Source organism: Flagellimonas aquimarina (assembly GCF_003149745.1).
GTDB lineage: Bacteria > Bacteroidota > Bacteroidia > Flavobacteriales > Flavobacteriaceae > Flagellimonas > Flagellimonas aquimarina.
Genome location: NZ_QGEG01000001.1, coordinates 1,195,378 through 1,213,172, shown reverse-complemented (window position 1 = coordinate 1,213,172; position 17,795 = coordinate 1,195,378). Strand labels below are relative to the sequence as shown.

17 protein-coding genes are annotated in these 17,795 nt (G+C 37.6%); 7 read left to right on the top strand and 10 right to left on the bottom strand.

Annotated features, from left to right (window positions below; genetic code table 11):
• The first annotated feature begins 45 nt into the window (after positions 1-45).
• From DKG77_RS05545 to DKG77_RS05535, 3 genes are read left to right on the top strand one after another with little or no spacing between them, the layout of a single operon-like run.
• Positions 46-876, top strand: coding sequence for a sigma-70 family RNA polymerase sigma factor (locus tag DKG77_RS05545; RefSeq protein ID WP_109660973.1), 831 nt, complete (start codon positions 46-48; stop codon positions 874-876).
• 57 nt (positions 877-933) lie between these two features.
• Positions 934-1,563, top strand: a complete 630-nt coding sequence (locus tag DKG77_RS05540; protein WP_109660971.1) for an FMN-dependent NADH-azoreductase — start codon at positions 934-936, stop codon at positions 1,561-1,563.
• A complete protein-coding gene (locus tag DKG77_RS05535) occupies positions 1,550-2,065 on the top strand; it encodes a cupin domain-containing protein (RefSeq protein WP_109660969.1) in 516 nt (171 codons plus the stop codon). Before DKG77_RS05540 ends, DKG77_RS05535 begins: the two co-directional genes overlap by 14 nt.
• A gap of 92 nt (positions 2,066-2,157) precedes the next feature.
• On the opposite strand, the gene DKG77_RS05530 is transcribed toward DKG77_RS05535, so the two are convergent.
• The 4 genes from DKG77_RS05530 to DKG77_RS05515 form a co-directional block, all read right to left on the bottom strand.
• A complete protein-coding gene (locus DKG77_RS05530; protein WP_109660967.1) occupies positions 2,158-3,108 on the bottom strand; it encodes a carbon-nitrogen hydrolase family protein in 951 nt (316 codons plus the stop codon).
• Positions 3,108-4,013: a geranylgeranylglycerol-phosphate geranylgeranyltransferase gene (locus DKG77_RS05525; protein WP_109660965.1), complete on the bottom strand. Its 906-nt coding sequence runs from the start codon at positions 4,011-4,013 to the stop codon at positions 3,108-3,110. Before DKG77_RS05525 ends, DKG77_RS05530 begins: the two co-directional genes overlap by 1 nt.
• A 9-nt stretch (positions 4,014-4,022) precedes the next feature.
• A complete protein-coding gene (locus tag DKG77_RS05520) occupies positions 4,023-4,961 on the bottom strand; it encodes a mevalonate kinase family protein (protein ID WP_109660963.1) in 939 nt (312 codons plus the stop codon).
• A gap of 134 nt (positions 4,962-5,095) precedes the next feature.
• Entirely contained in the window at positions 5,096-6,190 is a 1,095-nt protein-coding gene (locus tag DKG77_RS05515) for a diphosphomevalonate decarboxylase (RefSeq protein ID WP_109660961.1), read from the bottom strand.
• Between the two features lie 93 nt (positions 6,191-6,283).
• Between DKG77_RS05515 and DKG77_RS05510 the strand changes: the two genes are divergently transcribed.
• Positions 6,284-6,757: a TspO/MBR family protein gene (locus tag DKG77_RS05510; protein ID WP_109660959.1), complete on the top strand. Its 474-nt coding sequence runs from the start codon at positions 6,284-6,286 to the stop codon at positions 6,755-6,757.
• A 17-nt stretch (positions 6,758-6,774) separates the two neighbouring features.
• Here DKG77_RS05510 and DKG77_RS05505 read toward each other — a convergent pair whose 3' ends face one another.
• A complete protein-coding gene (locus DKG77_RS05505) occupies positions 6,775-7,314 on the bottom strand; it encodes a DUF1697 domain-containing protein (protein ID WP_109660957.1) in 540 nt (179 codons plus the stop codon).
• A gap of 71 nt (positions 7,315-7,385) precedes the next feature.
• Here DKG77_RS05505 and glpK point away from each other — a divergent pair, with 71 nt between their 5' ends.
• Both glpK and DKG77_RS05495 read left to right on the top strand, forming a co-directional pair.
• Entirely contained in the window at positions 7,386-8,882 is a 1,497-nt protein-coding gene (gene glpK / locus DKG77_RS05500) for a glycerol kinase GlpK (RefSeq protein ID WP_109660955.1), read from the top strand.
• A gap of 36 nt (positions 8,883-8,918) precedes the next feature.
• The gene (locus DKG77_RS05495) at positions 8,919-9,647 is read left to right on the top strand and encodes an MIP/aquaporin family protein (RefSeq protein ID WP_109660953.1); all 729 of its coding nucleotides are present in this window, start codon (positions 8,919-8,921) and stop codon (positions 9,645-9,647) included.
• Between the two features lies 1 nt (position 9,648).
• On the opposite strand, the gene DKG77_RS05490 is transcribed toward DKG77_RS05495, so the two are convergent.
• Together DKG77_RS05490 and DKG77_RS05485 are read right to left on the bottom strand one after the other, a co-directional pair.
• Entirely contained in the window at positions 9,649-10,920 is a 1,272-nt protein-coding gene (locus tag DKG77_RS05490) for a BaiN/RdsA family NAD(P)/FAD-dependent oxidoreductase (protein ID WP_109660951.1), read from the bottom strand.
• On the bottom strand, positions 10,920-11,672 hold the full coding sequence (locus DKG77_RS05485; protein WP_243414851.1) for a glycerophosphodiester phosphodiesterase: 753 nt from the start codon (positions 11,670-11,672) through the stop codon (positions 10,920-10,922). The genes DKG77_RS05490 and DKG77_RS05485 overlap by 1 nt, the downstream gene beginning before the upstream one ends.
• Before the next feature lie 186 nt (positions 11,673-11,858).
• Here DKG77_RS05485 and DKG77_RS05480 point away from each other — a divergent pair, with 186 nt between their 5' ends.
• Positions 11,859-12,278, top strand: coding sequence for a hypothetical protein (locus DKG77_RS05480; protein ID WP_109660949.1), 420 nt, complete (start codon positions 11,859-11,861; stop codon positions 12,276-12,278).
• 53 nt (positions 12,279-12,331) lie between these two features.
• On the opposite strand, the gene DKG77_RS05475 is transcribed toward DKG77_RS05480, so the two are convergent.
• The 3 genes from DKG77_RS05475 to DKG77_RS05465 all read right to left on the bottom strand — a co-directional run bounded on the left by DKG77_RS05475 (position 12,332) and on the right by DKG77_RS05465 (position 17,585).
• Positions 12,332-14,203, bottom strand: coding sequence for an alpha-amylase family protein (locus tag DKG77_RS05475; RefSeq protein WP_109660947.1), 1,872 nt, complete (start codon positions 14,201-14,203; stop codon positions 12,332-12,334).
• Complete coding sequence (locus tag DKG77_RS05470; protein WP_109660945.1) at positions 14,200-16,503, bottom strand: glycoside hydrolase family 65 protein; 2,304 nt, start codon at positions 16,501-16,503, stop codon at positions 14,200-14,202. The genes DKG77_RS05475 and DKG77_RS05470 overlap by 4 nt, the downstream gene beginning before the upstream one ends.
• A gap of 62 nt (positions 16,504-16,565) precedes the next feature.
• Positions 16,566-17,585, bottom strand: coding sequence for a LacI family DNA-binding transcriptional regulator (locus tag DKG77_RS05465; RefSeq protein WP_109660943.1), 1,020 nt, complete (start codon positions 17,583-17,585; stop codon positions 16,566-16,568).
• Positions 17,586-17,795 lie beyond the last annotated feature (210 nt).

The window sequence follows — 17,795 nt, the reverse complement described above, 5'->3', positions numbered from 1 at the left end:
TTTTATTATTCAAATTGTCATACCCACATAACATAAATACCAGGTTTGAAAAATTATCAAAACAAATTATTCCCCTACGCCTATAATATTATTGGCTCATCCGAAGATGCAAAAGATGCTGTTCAAGATATTCTGGTAAAATACCTTTCCATAGATAAGGAGCACATTGAAAATGAGTTTGGGTATTTAATCAAATCGGTAATCAACCAATCTATTAATCTAAGAAAGAAGAGAGATAAATTCACAACAAACAACGTATACCTACCTGAACCATTTTCAACAGAAAATGCAGACGAAAACATTAACAAAGAAGAGATATTGTCCTACTCAATGCTTGTTCTTCTTGAAAAGCTAACGGCAAAAGAGCGAGCTGTCTTCATTTTAAAAGAAGCTTTTGACTATTCTCACAAAGAAATTGCAGAAACCATTGGTTTCACAATCGAAAACTCCAGAAAACTGTTAAGCAGGGCAAAAGCAAAGATGGCAAACCATAAGACAGGCAATCTTAACAATCATGCGCAAAACATTGAACCTATAGAGCATTACATCCATGCAATAAAAAATGGAGACATTACCGCTCTGGAAAAACTGCTGTCGGAAGATATTCTATTGGCTGCCGATGGCGGTAAAAACATTAAAGTAGTAAGGGAGCTGACAACGGGGATAACCAACACTTCCAAATTGTTATTATATGTATATAGGGCCTTTTTAACCGGACTTAAATTTAGAATCAGTTCTGTAAATCATCAACCTGCAATCTTATATTATCAAAATGAACTTTTATATAATTGCCAAGTTTTTGAATTGGAAGGAATGAAAATCAAAAGCATCTACTCTATAGTTGACCCAAATAAACTAAAATCCCTTTTTCTATAAATCCGTCACGTTTTTTCTTTCCGTTTTGTCATTCTATTGAATTTAAAACATCAATAGATGAAAACATTATTACGAATAGATTGCAGCTCCAGGATTACTGGTTCTCACTCTAGGGAGCTAGCGGATCACTTTGAGAGAAACTGGATAAAAGCAAACCCTGAAGGAGCAGTTATTCGCAGAGACCTTGCAAAACAACAATTACCTCATATTCAAAACAACACTATTGAGGGATTTTATACTCCGGTTGAGTCCATGACTCAAGAACATAAAAAAGCCACTGCTCTATCGGATGAACTAATTGCAGAATTAAAATCTGCTGATGAAATCTTAATCAATAGTCCTTTGTACAATTTGAACATTCCTTCTAACCTAAAAGCATATTTGGACCAAATTGTAAGGATTGGACATACTTTCAATATCAATGAAGGTGGTTATTACGGTTTGCTGGAAAAGAAAATAGCTTATCTGATAACCGCAAAAGGAGGCACCTATAAAGGTTCGCCAATGGAGCAGTACGATTTTCAAGAACCATACCTTCAGGCAATTTTGGGACATATGGGAATAAAGACCAAAGAACTGTTTTCATTGGAAGGCACAGGTGACCGCAGCATAGTGGAACAAAATAAACTCGTATTACAAAACAGTATCAACCAATCATTCAAAAAACTAAGCAATGAATACAATTAAAGAAAATTACTTTGAAGACGACTTAAAAGATAATGCAACCATCATCAAACCAAATGAAGGAGAAAAACTTGAGCTAAACACTATTTCAATAACATTTAAAGTCACCAGTAAAATGTCCAATGATCAATTGGGTATTTATGAAATCTCTTTGCCCCCCATGGCTATAGGCGCAAAATTACACTACCATAGATTTATGGATGAAACTTTTATTGTGAACGAAGGCGTTTTAACCATGCAAGTTGCAGACAAAGAATATCAAGCTGAACCAGGAACTGTTGCATATATTCCCAGATTTACGCCTCATGGATTTAAAAACGACACTAATGAAACCGTAAAACTGACATTAATTTTCAACCCTTCTCAAAAGCGGGAAGGATTCTTTAAAGGTTTGCACGAAACGTTAAATGAAGTTCCCATTGACCCAGAAAAATATTTAAAACTATATAATAAATATGACAGCTTTCCTGTGGATATTTCCAACATGATACCTATAAGAGAATAAAAGACTAAAGATAGCAATGCATATATATAAAAGCGGCCTTGGTCATTAATTAGGGTCGTTTTTATATGTATGATCAGGCCACGACCCTAAAACTAATCTTTGAAGTCTACAGTGGATTGTCTTTCTCTATTTACATATAATTTGGTTACGTCTGGCCTAGAGTAATGTCCAACAGGATCAAAATTTTGTCTTTCTTCATAAACTCGATTAAAATCCAGGGTCTGGTAGATCAATCCTTCAGAATTCACAACTGGTTCAACAATCCATTCCCCATCTGGGCCCGCAATAGCGGAACCTCCATCGGCAAGCACCTCTGGTGCTTTTTCCAAGATTTTATCCAAATGCGGAGTGTCTTTGGGAAAGTTGGAAGTGTTCATCAACGAAGAAACCGAAATCACAAAACTCCTAGACTCCCGAGCAACGAACCTGGTAATGTCTTTGGTATTATGCAGCCCTCCCGGCCATACGGCTACGTGTAAATTTTCTCCTTGGCCATATAAGGCTGCACGTGGTAAAGGCATCCAATTCTCCCAACAGTTAAGCCCCCCGACCGTGAATTGTTTTAATGGATGCACTTTTAGTCCATGGCCATCGCCGGGAGCCCAAGTAAGGCGCTCGTCATAGGTAGGCTGTAACTTTCTGTGTACGGATTTTATCTCTCCTTTTTGATCTATATACACCAAAGAACAATATAAGCTATGACCGCCACGATCTTTGGCCCGCTCCATCATACCCAAATATATTGCCATCCCATTTTCTTTGGCCAATTTGCAAATTGTATCCAATTCGCCTTCTTCAATCTGAATTGAATTTCTGGTATAATGGGCATGTAATTCCTTATTGACTTTCAAGTCCCAAGCTGCTCCTTCCGTATGAGCCAGCCAAAAGGGATATCCGGGTAAGAAAGCCTCGCCAAAAACAATCAGTTCCGCTTTTTCCTTTGCCGCTTCTTGTATTGCATTTTCAATTTTTTCTATGGTTGCTTGTTTGTTCAACCAAACTGGGGCAATCTGTGCCATTGCCACTTTCAACAGGTTTTCCATTATAAAATTCGATTTAAAACCAAATCAACATCAATTAATAAAATACTAAAAACACCGGCGACAATGATGAATTTTAGAATATTGTGCAACCAAACATAATGCTTTTTACCCGTGGCCTTCCATAACAAAATGATAAAAAGCCCCAAGAGTACAATGCAGGCCAAAAAATATACATACATATAACCAACATCAAAAGTGTTGATCAATAAAAGTGAGGGGACCAAAGTTAAAATAATCAATAACCCGATAAGTGCTTTTGAAACCTTGGCGCCGTAGATTATTGGTATTGTTCTGTAGTTTTGGGCCATATCTCCCGCCATATTCTCTAGATCCTTGATCATTTCACGCGCTAAAATCAGCAAAAACAGAAAAAGGGCATGAACAAAAATTACCGTCTCAAAGTTTCCGTAATACACAAAAACAACAAAAAACGGGGTTATTGCCAGAGAGGACGAAACCAAGTTACCTATAAAGGGAACACGTTTTAATTTGTGCGAGTACAACCAAATCCCAAAAATGTAGGACGAAAAAAACATTACGGCCCTAAACGAAATATAACTTGCCGCAAGAACAGCCAAAAAATTAAGAATGAAATACGTTGTAAGCTTGAACCGCTGGCTTACAAGTCTATCCAACATGGTCTTAGTTGGTTTATTGATCAAGTCCTTTTCCGCATCGTAAAAATTATTGATGATATATCCACTTGCAATTACCAAAGCGGAAGCCGTGACAATAAGAAAAAGATTGATGTCCAAGACTACTGTCCTTAACGGTAAATTTGGAGCAAGGATATAAATTGATGCTAAATATTGAGCCAGTGTAATAACCAGAATGTTATAACCTCTGACAACGGAAAACAAACTCAATAGCTTAAACAGCAGGAGTTTATTTTTTCTATTAAGCATTTGATTGTTTTAGAAGTTGTAGACCACTTCCAAATTGTGTCCTTTGAGGGCTTTCTTAGCTTTATCAAAATCTTGCGTAAAGCCCAAAATATAGCCTCCACCGCCAGATCCACATAGCTTTAGATAGTAATCATTGGTCTCTATACCTTGTTGCCAAAGTTTGTGAAATTTAGATGGAATCATGGGTTTGAAATTATCAAACACAACATTGGAAAGTTGTTTTAGGTTTCCAAAAAGTGATTTCATATTTCCGTTCAAAAAATCCTCTACACAAGCGTCTGTATGCTTAATGAACTGATTTTTGATCATACTACGAAATCCTTCTTGTTTCATTTTTTCCATGAAAATCTGTACCATAGGTGCTGTCTCTCCTGTAATTCCACTATCCAATAAAAAAACCGCTCCTTTGCCTTCTATATTCTGTGAAGGAATGCTAGTGGATTCTATATTATCCTTGGAATTAATAAGGATTGGCAGACTTAGATAACTGTTCAATGGATCAAGTCCTGAAGATTTACCGTGAAAGAACGATTCCATCTTTCCAAAAATCTCTTTTAGTCTCAGTAATTTTTCACGGGTCAGATTCTCGAGAACCGTTATTTTATCAGTGGCATATTTATCATAAATAGCCGCCACCAAAGCCCCACTGCTTCCAATGCCGTAACCTTGGGGAATAGAACTATCAAAATACATTCCTCTTTCCACATCATTGGCCAAGGTTTCCAAATCAAAAGAAACAAGACCTTGTTCTTCTCTTTCCAATTTTGAAAGGTAATGAACGTATGCCGTTAAACTTTCATTTGATTTTTGAGCCAAATCAGATGGGTTTTCATCTGTCTTTAGAGCCCCTTTGAAAAAATTATAAGGAATAGAAAGTCCTTTGGAATCTTTAATAATCCCATACTCACCAAAAAGTAGAATTTTAGAATAAAATAAGGGTCCTTTCATTGATTGATACAAAGATATAAATCCAATTTTGTTTAATGCAAAGCGTTTTAAAGATAAACAATATTTGTTTTAAATAGCTATTCCTTACTTTAAAACGTCAATCGACTTTAATTAACGTCGTTCATCATTCTTAATTACTCCTCATGAACAATTAATTTTTTTGCTCCGCTCCCAATTCGGTCGCAAATATAATGACCATTCTCACAATGCGCAACCAATTCATCCTGAATAAATTGGGTTACTTTCTCCTTTACCGATTCTGGATATAACACATGTACATTTGCGCCTGCATCCAATGTAAAGCAAATGGGCACATTGGTTTCTTCCCTAAAATTCCAGATTTTATTGATGATTTGCAACGTATCTGGTTTCATTAAAACAAAGTAAGGCATGCTGGTCATCATCATGGCATGTAAGGTTAAAGCCTCACTTTCAACAATATTGACAAATTCCTCCAAATCACCAGATTCAAACACTTTTTTAAGTTTATCCAAATTATCATGTGCCTGCGCGAAGCGCCTTTCAGCATAAGGATGGTCATGCATTAAATTATGGCCCACAGTACTACTGACCTGTTTTTGCCCCTTGTGCACTAACAAAATACTATCATGAAAGTTTTTAAAAACGGGATTAACTCTAAAGGGGTAGTCAACCCCATATAGATTGGAGCTTTCAGCAATACCCTTGTGCTCTCCCCATTGGACCAGATCACCTTTAACACTTCTACATGCACTTCCTGAACCCAAACGTGCTAAAAAAGATGCTTTTTTCAAGAAAAAAGTATCCGTAATACCTTTATCTATACTTTTCTCAATGTCCACTAAACATAGTGCCAAAGCTGCCATTCCGCTAGCAGACGAAGCAATGCCACTGCTATGAGGAAAGGAGTTGGAGGTTTCAATTATAAAGTGATATTTTTTTAGGAACGGCAAGTATTCTTCTATTCGCTCAAAAAAGGTTAGGATCTTGGGTTTGAAATCTTCTTTGGGCTTTCCTTCAAAAAACAAATCAAAAGAGAATTGTGAAATATCCTCCTTTTTAGTGTACTCAACAGATGTTGTGGTTGCACAGGCATCCAATGTAAAACTGATGGAAGGATTGGCCGGAATTTGATTTGCTCTTTTTCCCCAATACTTTACCAAAGCAATATTACTGGGGGCTTTCCATTTTACTTTTCCTCTTGCTGGCAAATTAGCATACGCGTTGGGAAGAAAGTCTTTTTCTGTCATTAGAAAAATATTTGGACAAATATAAAAGATGCAAGGCGCTTGAAGGAATATGGGTACAAATAAATTCTTATTTTAGGGGGAATTGTGCCAATCATGAAGAAAAAGGTTGTTTACATCCTAATTGCTATTACCGTTTGCCTGCTTATAGGTTTTTTATCCAGCTTTGCTACACAGAGTTCTGTGAATGATTGGTATCTGACCTTGAACAAGCCAAATTTTAATCCTCCCAATTGGATTTTTGCACCTGTATGGACATCACTTTATATCTTAATGGGTATTGCCGCCGGAATAGTTTGGTCTAAAGGTTTTCATCATATCTGGGTAAAGACTGCTCTTTATCACTTTGGTTTTCAACTTCTTTTTAATGCGCTTTGGAGCATTGTTTTCTTTGGGTTCAAAAGTCCTTCTTGGGCTCTACTGGTGATCCTTCTTCTCTTGACTCTAATTATTTTGACGATAAAATGGTTCAAGGTAGTAAGTAAAACAGCCGCCTTTTTGCTAATCCCTTATTTAATGTGGGTTCTCTTTGCTTCCCTGCTTAACTATAAAATCTGGGAATTGAATTGATTTTTCCGATTGGATGTCTAAGCTTCTTTTGTCATCTCAACCAACTTTTGCATCGTCTTTAAATTACGTGTTGTGGCTTGTACTTTTATCTTTCTTTCTACAAGATTGTTGTTGAGCTTGGCATTCCCGTATCCTTTTTTACAGCACAAATAAACACATGCATTGGTTACTTTAAAGTCCTCGTTCACAAAATTTAACTGGCTAAACTCATCCACCAAGCTTTGAGATGGAGGTTTTTTTAGCAGCACAAAGTACAGTCTGTTGGTTTCCACTTCATCCGCAAAAGGGTTTGCAGCCAAAATCTGTTCCATTTGATCGCTCGTTTTAACTAACACTGGCACTTCAAAAGTAAAATCGTTTAAAATTGCATCATAAATAGTATCTTGAAGGATATCAGTTTCAGTAGTCTCGCTATCAAAAACAATATTCCCACTTTGAATATAGGTTTTTACATTTTGTAGTCCACTGTTTTCCAGAGTCTGCTTTAAATCGACCATTTTAATTTTCTTTTGGCCGCTTACATTAATTCCCCTCAAGAGTGCTATATATGTTTTCATAATTTATAATCTTGACGAATAAAACTACTCCGATTTATTTTAGTAAATTCAAACGCATTAAATTAAACTAAATGAATCAATATATCCTTGCCTTAGATCAAGGCACAACAAGTTCTAGAGCCGTAGTTTTTGATAAAAAGGGAGCTATAATCTCTGTAGCACAAAAAGAGTTCACACAAATCTTCCCAAAACCAGGATGGGTAGAGCATGACGCCAATGAAATTTGGGCGACCCAAGCTGGAATGGCTGCCGAAGCCGTAAGCAAAAAAGGGCTAAAAGGTGAACAATTGGCTGCCATAGGAATTACAAATCAGCGTGAGACCGTTGTGGTTTGGGACAGAAATACCGGTGAACCTGTTTACAATGCAATTGTTTGGCAAGACAAACGAACCTCTGGATACTGTGATGAACTTAAAAGTCAAGGAAAGTCTGAAATGATCCGCGAAAAAACAGGCTTGGTCATAGATTCCTACTTCTCTGGCACAAAGGTGAAATGGATTCTGGACAATGTGGAAGGAGCCAGAGAAAAAGCAGAAGCAGGTGATTTAGTGCTGGGAACTATTGATACCTGGCTTATTTGGAAGATGACAGAAGGAAAGCTTCATATTACCGACGTAACCAACGCTTGCCGTTCCTTAATATTCAACATCAACACTATGGATTGGGATGATGAACTTTTGGAGCTTTTAACCATTCCAAAAAGTATGTTACCGGAAGTAAAACAATCCAGTGAGGTTTATGGTCATACAAGCCCAAATTTTTTCGCTGCCAAAATTCCAATTGCGGGTATTGCAGGTGATCAGCAAGCGGCATTGTTTGGTCAAATGTGCACCAAACAAGGTATGGTGAAAAACACCTATGGCACAGGCTGTTTTATGCTTATGAACATTGGAGAAAAACCCATTGTTTCCAAAAACAATCTGCTTACAACCGTAGCATGGAAAATAAATGGAAAAACTACCTATGCATTAGAAGGAAGTATCTTCATTGCTGGAGCTGTTGTACAGTGGTTACGGGATAGTTTGAAAATTATAAAAACTTCTTCTGAGGTGGAGCAACTGGCCAGTTCGGTTGATAGTTCCGAAGGTGTCTATTTTGTTCCCGCATTTGCTGGATTGGGCGCACCACATTGGAACCAGTACGCCCAGGGAACTATTTTTGGGTTGACCAGAGGAAGCACTGATGCCCATATTGCAAGGGCGGCATTGGAATCCATTGCATACCAGACTATGGACATTTTAAAAGCTATGGAAGCCGATTCTGGAATTTCCATTAAAGAGTTAAGGGTTGATGGAGGTGCAACCGTAAACAATATGCTCATGCAATTTCAGTCTGATGTCCTGAACACGATCACAGTTCGCCCAAAAATTGTGGAAACCACGGTTATGGGTGCCGCTTACCTAGCAGGATTGGCAGTTGGTTATTGGGAAAGCCCTGAGGAAATTCAGGATATATGGCAAACCGATGTTCACTTTAACCCATCTACAGAAAGGAAACCCATTGAAGAAGGCATTCAAGGATGGTACAAAGCCATTAAAGCACTGGAATATTGGACAGGAAAATCCTAGATTGCAGCGACTAATAACCTTTAACCAAGACTTATTATGACTCCTTTTATCTCCGAGATTGTTGGCACATTTCTATTGATTTTATTGGGTTGTGGCGTAAATGCAAACGTTTCGTTACAAAAAACCTACGGAAGTGGCTCTGGCTGGATAGTGATTACAACAGGGTGGGCATTTGCCGTATACACTGGTGTTGTTGTTGCAGGACCCCATAGCGGAGCTCACCTAAACCCTGCGGTTACCATTGGATTGGCATTGGCGGGGGAATTTTCTATTTACGATGTGCCCAACTACATTATAGCCCAGTTTATTGGCGCCATGCTTGGAGCCTTCTTTGTTTGGTTAATGAACAAAGACCATTTTGATGCTACGGAAGATGGAAATAGTAAAAGAGGTGTTTTTTGCAATGCTCCTGCCATTCCCAATACTTTTTTAAATCTTCTAACGGAAGTTTTGGGAACTTTTGTATTGGTATTTGCCGTGTTATATTTTACTGATGCCGTTGCTACAAAAGACAATACCATTATTGGTTTGGGATCTTTGGGTGCTTTGCCAGTTGCGCTGATCGTATGGGGAATTGGCTTGTCTTTGGGGGGCACCACTGGTTATGCCATTAATCCTGCTCGCGACCTTGGACCACGAATAGTCCATGCTTTAGTTCCTATTAAAAACAAAGGCTCGCATGGTTGGGGATATTCTTGGATTCCTGTTGTAGGTCCAATTTTGGGCGGTGCTTTGGCTGCCGGAATTGCTATGTTTTTACAATAAATCATTCTAAAGCAATAGCCTTTGCCGCTATGTAAGCACCTGTCCAAGCATTTTGAAAATTGAAGCCTCCCGTTATGGCATCCACATTGATTATTTCACCGGCAAAATAAAGATTTGGATGTATTTTACTACCAAACGTTTTAAAGTTGATTTCCTTTAAATCCACTCCTCCAGCAGTTACAAATTCTTCTTTAAACGTACTTTTCCCCTCTACCCTAAACGAGCATGCGGTTAGTTGCTCTGCTAAATTTTGAAGCTTTTCCTTGGTGAGGTCCGCCCATTTCAAATCTTTTTCAATTCCTGAAGCTTTTACAAGATTTGTCCAAAGTCTTCTGGGAATATCCACCGCGTTGGTCCGCAAAACAGTTTTCTTTGCTTCAACTTCTTTTATTTCTCTTAACAACAGTTCCATTGAACCCGTGGTATATTCCGGAGTCCAGTTAATATTTACTCTAAACACATAATGATAATCATGTAAAATATTGGCCCCCCATGCCGAGAGTTTTAAAATGGCAGGACCGCTCAATCCCCAATGTGTTATTAAAACCGGCCCTTCGGACCGAAGGACAGGTTCTTCCTTTGGAATACTTCTTAATTTGACTCCGATCTTAGATGAAAAGATTTTTTTTGGTGGAACTTCTGCAGTTGCATAGGTACTTATTCCCTGAATTCCAGCTATTCTTTCATCATTAATGTTAAAAGTGAACAAAGATGGAACAGGAGGAACAATCGTGTGCCCCAATGCTTCCAACTGTCTCCAAATTTTTGGATTGCTACCTGTTGCTAGCAACATTTTTTTACATTGATAATGCTTGTTCATTGTTGTTATCTGCCACCCTTCTCCATTTTCGTTTTTGTTGAATTGTTTTACAGCACTATTTTTAAGAACCTTGATGCCTAAGCGCTCTGCTTCGCCAACAAGACAATCAATAATGGTCTGTGAAGAATTACTTTGCGGAAAAACCCTTCCGTCCGCTTCTATTTTTAATGGAACCCTTCTTTCCTCAAAAAAGGACATTACATCCCCTGGAGCATAGGTATGAAAGGGACCCAACAGTTCTTTTTGACCTCTGGGGTAATTGGTGACCAAATCATGTGCAGAAAACTCCCCGTGCGTAACATTACAACGACCACCTCCAGAAACCTTTACCTTAGAAAGTACGGTTTTACCCCTTTCAAAAATGGCGATTTTTAATTGTGGGGCATGTTCGGCAATTTGAATCGAAGCATAAAATCCCGCAGCACCTCCACCAACAATAATGACATCATACATTAATTTACCCGTTCGGGATAATTTGTGATAATTCCGTCCACTCCATAATCCATCATTTTTTGAATGTCTTCAGGTTCGTTTACCGTCCATGTGTAGATCTTAAATCCTGCTTCATGAATTTTTTCCGTATTATCTTCATTCAATGTTTTATAATTGGGATTTATCGCAATTGCATTTAATTCTTTTGCCACAGAAATTGCCTCTAAAGGGTCCCCTTCTGTTAAAACAGCAATTTGAACATCTTTATTAAGTTCCCGCATTTTTCTCAACTCGTCCCATTTAAAACTTGAGATTATAATATTTTCAGGAGACCAGCCCCTATCCCTTATGTACACACTTGTAATGAAATCCACCCTAAGTGCAGTATTGCTCCCTTTAAGTTCAATGTTTAATGCAACTTGGTTGTTAATCAACTTAAGCACATCCTGCAACATTGGTATTTTGTGGTTTCCATCTAAGATAAGTTGCTTAAGGTCAACTATGTTATAATCTTCTATTTTACCACCACTGTTTGAAAGTCTCTCCACACGCTCATCATGAAATACCACGGTTTCCCCGCTATGTATTTGAAATACATCTATCTCGATCATATCCACCCCTAAATCCATAGCTTTTTGAACTGATGCCAATGTATTTTCGGTTTCATGTCCCATAGCCCCTCTATGACCAATAACCAACGGTTTAGAATCTATCATGCTACAACTATTAAATAAAAAAACAGCAATCAATGCCAATGGTAAGCTTTTTTTCATTTTGATTTGTTTTTACCGCTAAAAATACAACTTGAAAATGAGATTGGCAGATATAAAATTGATGCAAAAATAACGGCCAAAACGCATATAATTGGAAATATTCCTATTTTATAGCATAAATTTTTATCAATTTGTTAAAATTTATTTAATACTTTTATCATATTATTAACCAATAAAAAAACTAACATGTTTTCAAAATCTAATTTATTAGCGACACTTGCCGCTTTCGTAACAATGTTTTTGTTAGGATATGGTATTTGGGAGTTTTTGCTAGCCGATTTTTTTGAGGCCCATGCTCTCAAAGACGTTATGAATGAAGAGATGAACATGGGGCTTATTGCAGGAAGCAATGTCATTATTGCTTTTGTTTTAAGTTCTGTTTATAGCAAATGGGCCAGAGGGCACCATAGTGCTAAGGAAGGTTTTCAATATGGCGCATGGATAGGTGCCTTTACCGGGTTTGGTATTGGCTTGCTTAATTATGCGGTTATAGGGGCTTCCGATATGACAGGAACCTTGGTCAACGGAATCGTAGAAGTTATTTTCTATGGAATCGTAGGTACCGTAATTGCGCTTGTTTATCAAAAAACTGCGCCTAAAGCTTAAGGAAAATTAACCGACCTTGAACTTGAGCGGATTGCTATGCAATCCGCTTTTTTTTATTCTTTTACCGAAAAAATAAAGGACTCTAGAGGCTGAAGCTCTATCTCCAATTTTCCTAATCCATTTTTTACAAAAAGGGTTTTATTGATTTTTCCATAGAGTTCTTCTTTTAACTCATATGCTTGATTCTCTAAATTCCATTTAGCAATAACATCTTCTGGGATTTTCAACTCAAAAGCATAGCTTTCTTCAACATCAAAGTTGGATATCACTATCAGTTTTTCATCATTGGACCATCTAACATATGACAGTACCCTATGGTCATAATTCTCCGTATGGTCCTTATTGAAAAAATGGATTTCTTGATATTCTCCCATCAAGGCATCACTGCCAATTGTAAAGTTCAACAAGCGTTTGTAAAAATCTCGGAGTTTTAGCTCATCCTGGGTCAATTGACCGCCATCAAATTTTTTATTGTTCATCCACCTTTGATGGCTGGGAACTCCTATATAATCAAAAATTGAAGTACGCGTAGGTTTACCAAAGCCAGCACCCTCGGCTCCAGACTCTCCTACTTCTTGGCCAAAATAAATCATGGTAGGTGATGTACTTAGGGTAGCCGAAACTACCATAGCTGGTTTTGCAAGCTCAGCATTTCCTGCAAAATCTGGACTGGCAATACGCTGTTCATCATGGTTTTCCAAAAAATGAAGCATATGGTGCTCTATATCTGCCATTCCTTTTTGGACAACAGGAATATGATCTGTCCAGCCATACCCTTTCATGATGTGCTTTATACTATCGTAGAGCTCAACCTTATCATATAAATAGTCCATTTTCCCTTTATGGATATAGTCTCTATAAAGCTGCGGGTTATATACTTCGGCCAATAAAAAAGCTTCCGGATTTTTCATTTTAATATTGGAGTTTAAATAGCTCCAAAACTCCACTGGCACCATTTCAGCCATGTCAAAACGGAAACCGTCTACTCCAAAGTCCAGCCAGTACAACGCAATATCTTTAAACTTGTTCCAAGAATCAGGAATTGTTTTGTTGTTCCAAAATTCAAAATGGGCTTTATAATCCCTCAAATCAAAACCTTCTGGAAGGTCTTCAAAATCCTTTATGCCATCTGGTCTTATACCGTAGTTTACCTTTACGGTCTCGTACCAATCATTAACATGAGGTTGCGCCAATCGAGAACCGTTTCCAGTCCATTTTGCAGGGCGTTCTTTAAACTTAGAATCTGAAAGTCTATTTTGTTCTCCATTGAGCGGAAGATATCCATCTTGCCATTCCGGAACTTTGAACTCTGTCTCAGGGATATAATAGAAATTGTTATTTACATCGTATTCCACTGAAACATTATCGTTTGCTCCAAAATCCGAAACTCCATTGGGGTTGGTCAACCCTTCATAATTTCTGGCCACATGATTGGGAACAATATCAATAATGACCTTCATTTTTGCCTTGTGCGTTCTTTGAATCAATGCCTTAAACTCTTCCAATCTTTTAGATGGGTCAACTGCCAAATCTGGGTTCACATTATAATAATCTTTAACAGCATAAGGGGATCCTGCACGACCTTTGACAACATCTGGGTCATCATTTGATATTCCGTAAGCGGTATAATCATTGATCAGTGCATGATGGGGAACTCCGGTATACCAAATGTGCGTTATACCCAAATCCTTAATTTCGGACAGTGCTTTGTCTGTAAAATCAGCAAACTTACCAACCCCGTTTTCTTTAAGGGTGCCCCATGGTTTATTGGTGGTGTTTGTATTTCCAAATAGTCGGGTAAATACCTGATAGACTACAGCTTTCTTTTTCATTGTTGGTTCAACTGTTTTTTTTTCGGCCTTCTGCTCGCATGAATGCAACATCCCAATAATTACCAAAAAGGTAATGTAGAGATTCCTTTTCATGCCTGAACACTTTTTCCAGGAGTCAATACCAATGGCTTATCATTTACCTGGATTGTTAAGTTCTTGTCTCCCGTTATTTCAAAACTTGCTTGTTTTTCTGAAATTGTAACGGTAATAATTTGGTTCCTGAAATTTACCTTGAAAGAATACGATTTCCATTGTGCTGGTATCTGCGGTGTAAAATGAGGCATATCGTTTAGCACGCGCATACCTCCAAACCCTTCTACAATGCTCATCCAAGTCCCTGCCATAGATGTTATGTGCAGGCCTTCTTCCACTTCTTTGTTATAATCGTCCAAGTCTAGCCTTGAAGTTCTTAGATAAAAGGTGTAAGCTTGCTCCATTCTGCCTAGTTTGGCTGCCTGTATACTATGTACACAAGGTGATAGGGAAGACTCATGAACTGTAAATGGTTCATAAAAGTCAAAATGTTTTTCTAAGGATTGCTTGCTAAAGTGATCCTCAAAAAAATAGAATCCCTGTAGTACATCTGCTTGCTTTATATATGGAGACCGTAAAATTCGGTCCCAACTCCACTTTTGATTGATAGGTCTATCAGATTTATCCAAATCCTCGACCTTAATCAAATCTTTATCTAAGAAGCCATCTTGTTGCAAGAATACCTCATGTTTTTCAGAATAAGGAAAATACATATTGCTGGCAACCTTGGCCCAATCTTCCGTTTCAGAAGAAGTTAGGCTAGTTTTAGAAACCACTCGATCATAGTCTTTTGGATACTGATCATCAACTATTTTAAGCTGTTCCAAAGCATATTCAATACACCATTTTGCTAAATAATTAGTGTACCAGTTGTTATTGACATTATTTTCATATTCATTGGGACCTGTAATACCCAGCATCACATACTTCTGCTTATCTTGAGAAAAATTAACGCGTTGATGCCAAAATCTTGCGATACCAATTAAAACTTCCAATCCCATCTTAGGAATATAGCTGTAGTCTCCCGTAAATCTATGGTAGTTGAATATGGCATAGGAAATAGCCCCATTTCTATGGATTTCCTCAAAGGTGATTTCCCATTCGTTATGGCATTCTTCTCCATTCATGGTAACCATGGGGTAAAGCGCAGCTCCATTGGTGAAGCCCAATTTTTGGGCATTCTCAATGGCTTTTTCCAGATGGTTGTAACGATACTCCAATAAACTCCATGCCACTTCTTGATTTTTGGTGGCCATATAAAACGGTAAACAGTATGCTTCTGTATCCCAATAAGTGCTTCCGCCATACTTCTCTCCCGTAAATCCTTTTGGCCCAATGTTCAATCGGGAATCTTTTCCTAAATAAGTCTGGTTTAACTGAAAAATATTAAAGCGAATGCCTTGTTGTGCTTTTACATCACCTTCTATTGTGATATCGCTCATTTTCCAAATGTTGGCCCAAGCTTCTTTTTGTTTTTCCAAAAGGGCGTCATAACCCATGGTAGTTGCCCGATCCATGACCACATTGGCCACATCTACTAGTTGTGAAGCTTCATGATTTCTAGAAACGGTGTATCCCCCGAACTTTGTGAGAGAAATCCTTTCTCCTTTAGAAACATTTTTTTCAAATTCAAGTCCGATGAAAGTATCTGTTTTCTTTTCCAATTTAGGAGATATTGAAACTCCATCGAATTCGGCATTTGCATGCATAAAGGTGCAAGTTGCAAAATTGGTTTTCATTGTATGGGCCTCTATGTAAGCTCTATTACTTTTGCTATCGACCCTCGTGGTATTCCAAAATTTATCGTCCCAGTTGCTGTCTTCATTGGTAATCCCACTATCCAAATAAGGCACGAGCTTAACCATTGCATTGGAATTCATCAACTCCAACTCCATTTTTATTGCTCCAACCTCATCAAGTTCCAAACTCAAAAAACGGGTAATGTTAACCTTTAACTCAATAGTGTTAGACAGCTCAGCCTGAAAGCTCCTTTGGTACCAACCTTCTTTCATGTTAAGTTCTCTTCTGAAATTGGAAACGTTTTTACACGTATTTAAATCGAGAGAAATTTCATCTATAAAAACATTTACACCTATCCAATTTGGCGCATTAAGAACTTTGGCAAAATATTCTGGGTATCCATTTTTCCACCATCCCACTCTGGTCTTATCTGGATAGTACACCCCTGCTATATAACTTCCCTGAAAAGTCTCTCCTGAGTATTCTTCTTCAAAATTGGCACGCTGCCCCATTGCCCCATTGCCCAGACTAAAAAGACTTTCGGAAGATTTGACCTGTTCCACATCAAAACCTTCTTCTATAATGGACCAAAGGTCCGATTTTATATAATCCTGATTCATTGATTTAAAGTAATGCTTGGTAAGTAATATTAACTGTCCTCTGGAAAGAGGGTTCAACAAATTTAATTAATTGTGGAATCTCTGACCACAAGGGTAGGCTCCAAAATTTTAGTGTGGAATGTTTCTTCCTCATTTTCACTTTCTACCTTATCTATCAACATTTGTGCAGAAATCTCGCCCATTTTTTCACCATGCTGGGCAACTACAGTTAGGCTGGGGTTTGCATATTTGGAAAGCAATCCATCTGTGAAGCCAATAAATGATATGTCTTCGGGAATGCTAAGTCCTTTTTCTTGGACCAAACGCATGCTAAAGACAGTGAATATCTCATTTACACAAAGGACGGCATCCACTTCATTTGCATCAAAAAAATCTCCAATGCTCTTCTCATCCATTTCCATTGATGATAGTTTAAGTATTCTAGATTCATCTACATCAAGGTCACTTTCAGAAAGTGCTTTTCTATAACCTTCCGTCCTTGCTTTACTTACACTCAAATAATCATCTGTTGTGATCAGTGCTATTTTTTTTCTTCCTTGCCCTATTAATTTCTTAGTGGCCAAGTATGCCCCCAACTGATCATCAATAATTACTTTATCACAATCAACCTCGTTTGTAATGCGATCAAAGAGCACCACAGGTATTCCTTGCTCCGTAACTTCCTTTAAATGGTTGTAGTCCTCTTTTTGTTGTGTTTCTGAAGATAGGGACATGATAAAACCATCAATACTGCCATTTGCCAGCATTTCCATATTTATGACTTCTTTGTCAAAGGATTCTTCTGACAGACATACAATAACATTGTAGCCCTTGGCATTAGCATATTTTTCTATTCCCCTAATCACTGTGGTAAAAAAGTGATGCACAATTGCAGGAATAACAACCCCAATGTTTTTAGTCCTTTTGTTTTTAAGACTTATTGCAATATTGTTAGGTTTATAATTGTAAAGTTTGGCAAACGCTTGAATTTTTTCTTTTGTATCCCTACTAATTTCTTCACTGTTCTTCAAAGCTTTGGAAACAGTGGAAATAGAAACTTCAAGTTCTCTGGCGATATCCTTTAATGTAATCTTTGCTTTCAAGTATATTGAAGATTTATCTAGTTAATTCGGCTTTGGAAATTACTCAATAAAGACAAGCAAGCTATTCAAATGAATCTTTTTAACAAAAACATTCTTAAAGTTTATAAAAAACTCTTATAACGAAGTTAACGTTGCCTAAAAAATAAAAATAGTATATTAGTCCATATATTGTGAATTTCATCAAATCCAGATGATTATATTGTGATTTAA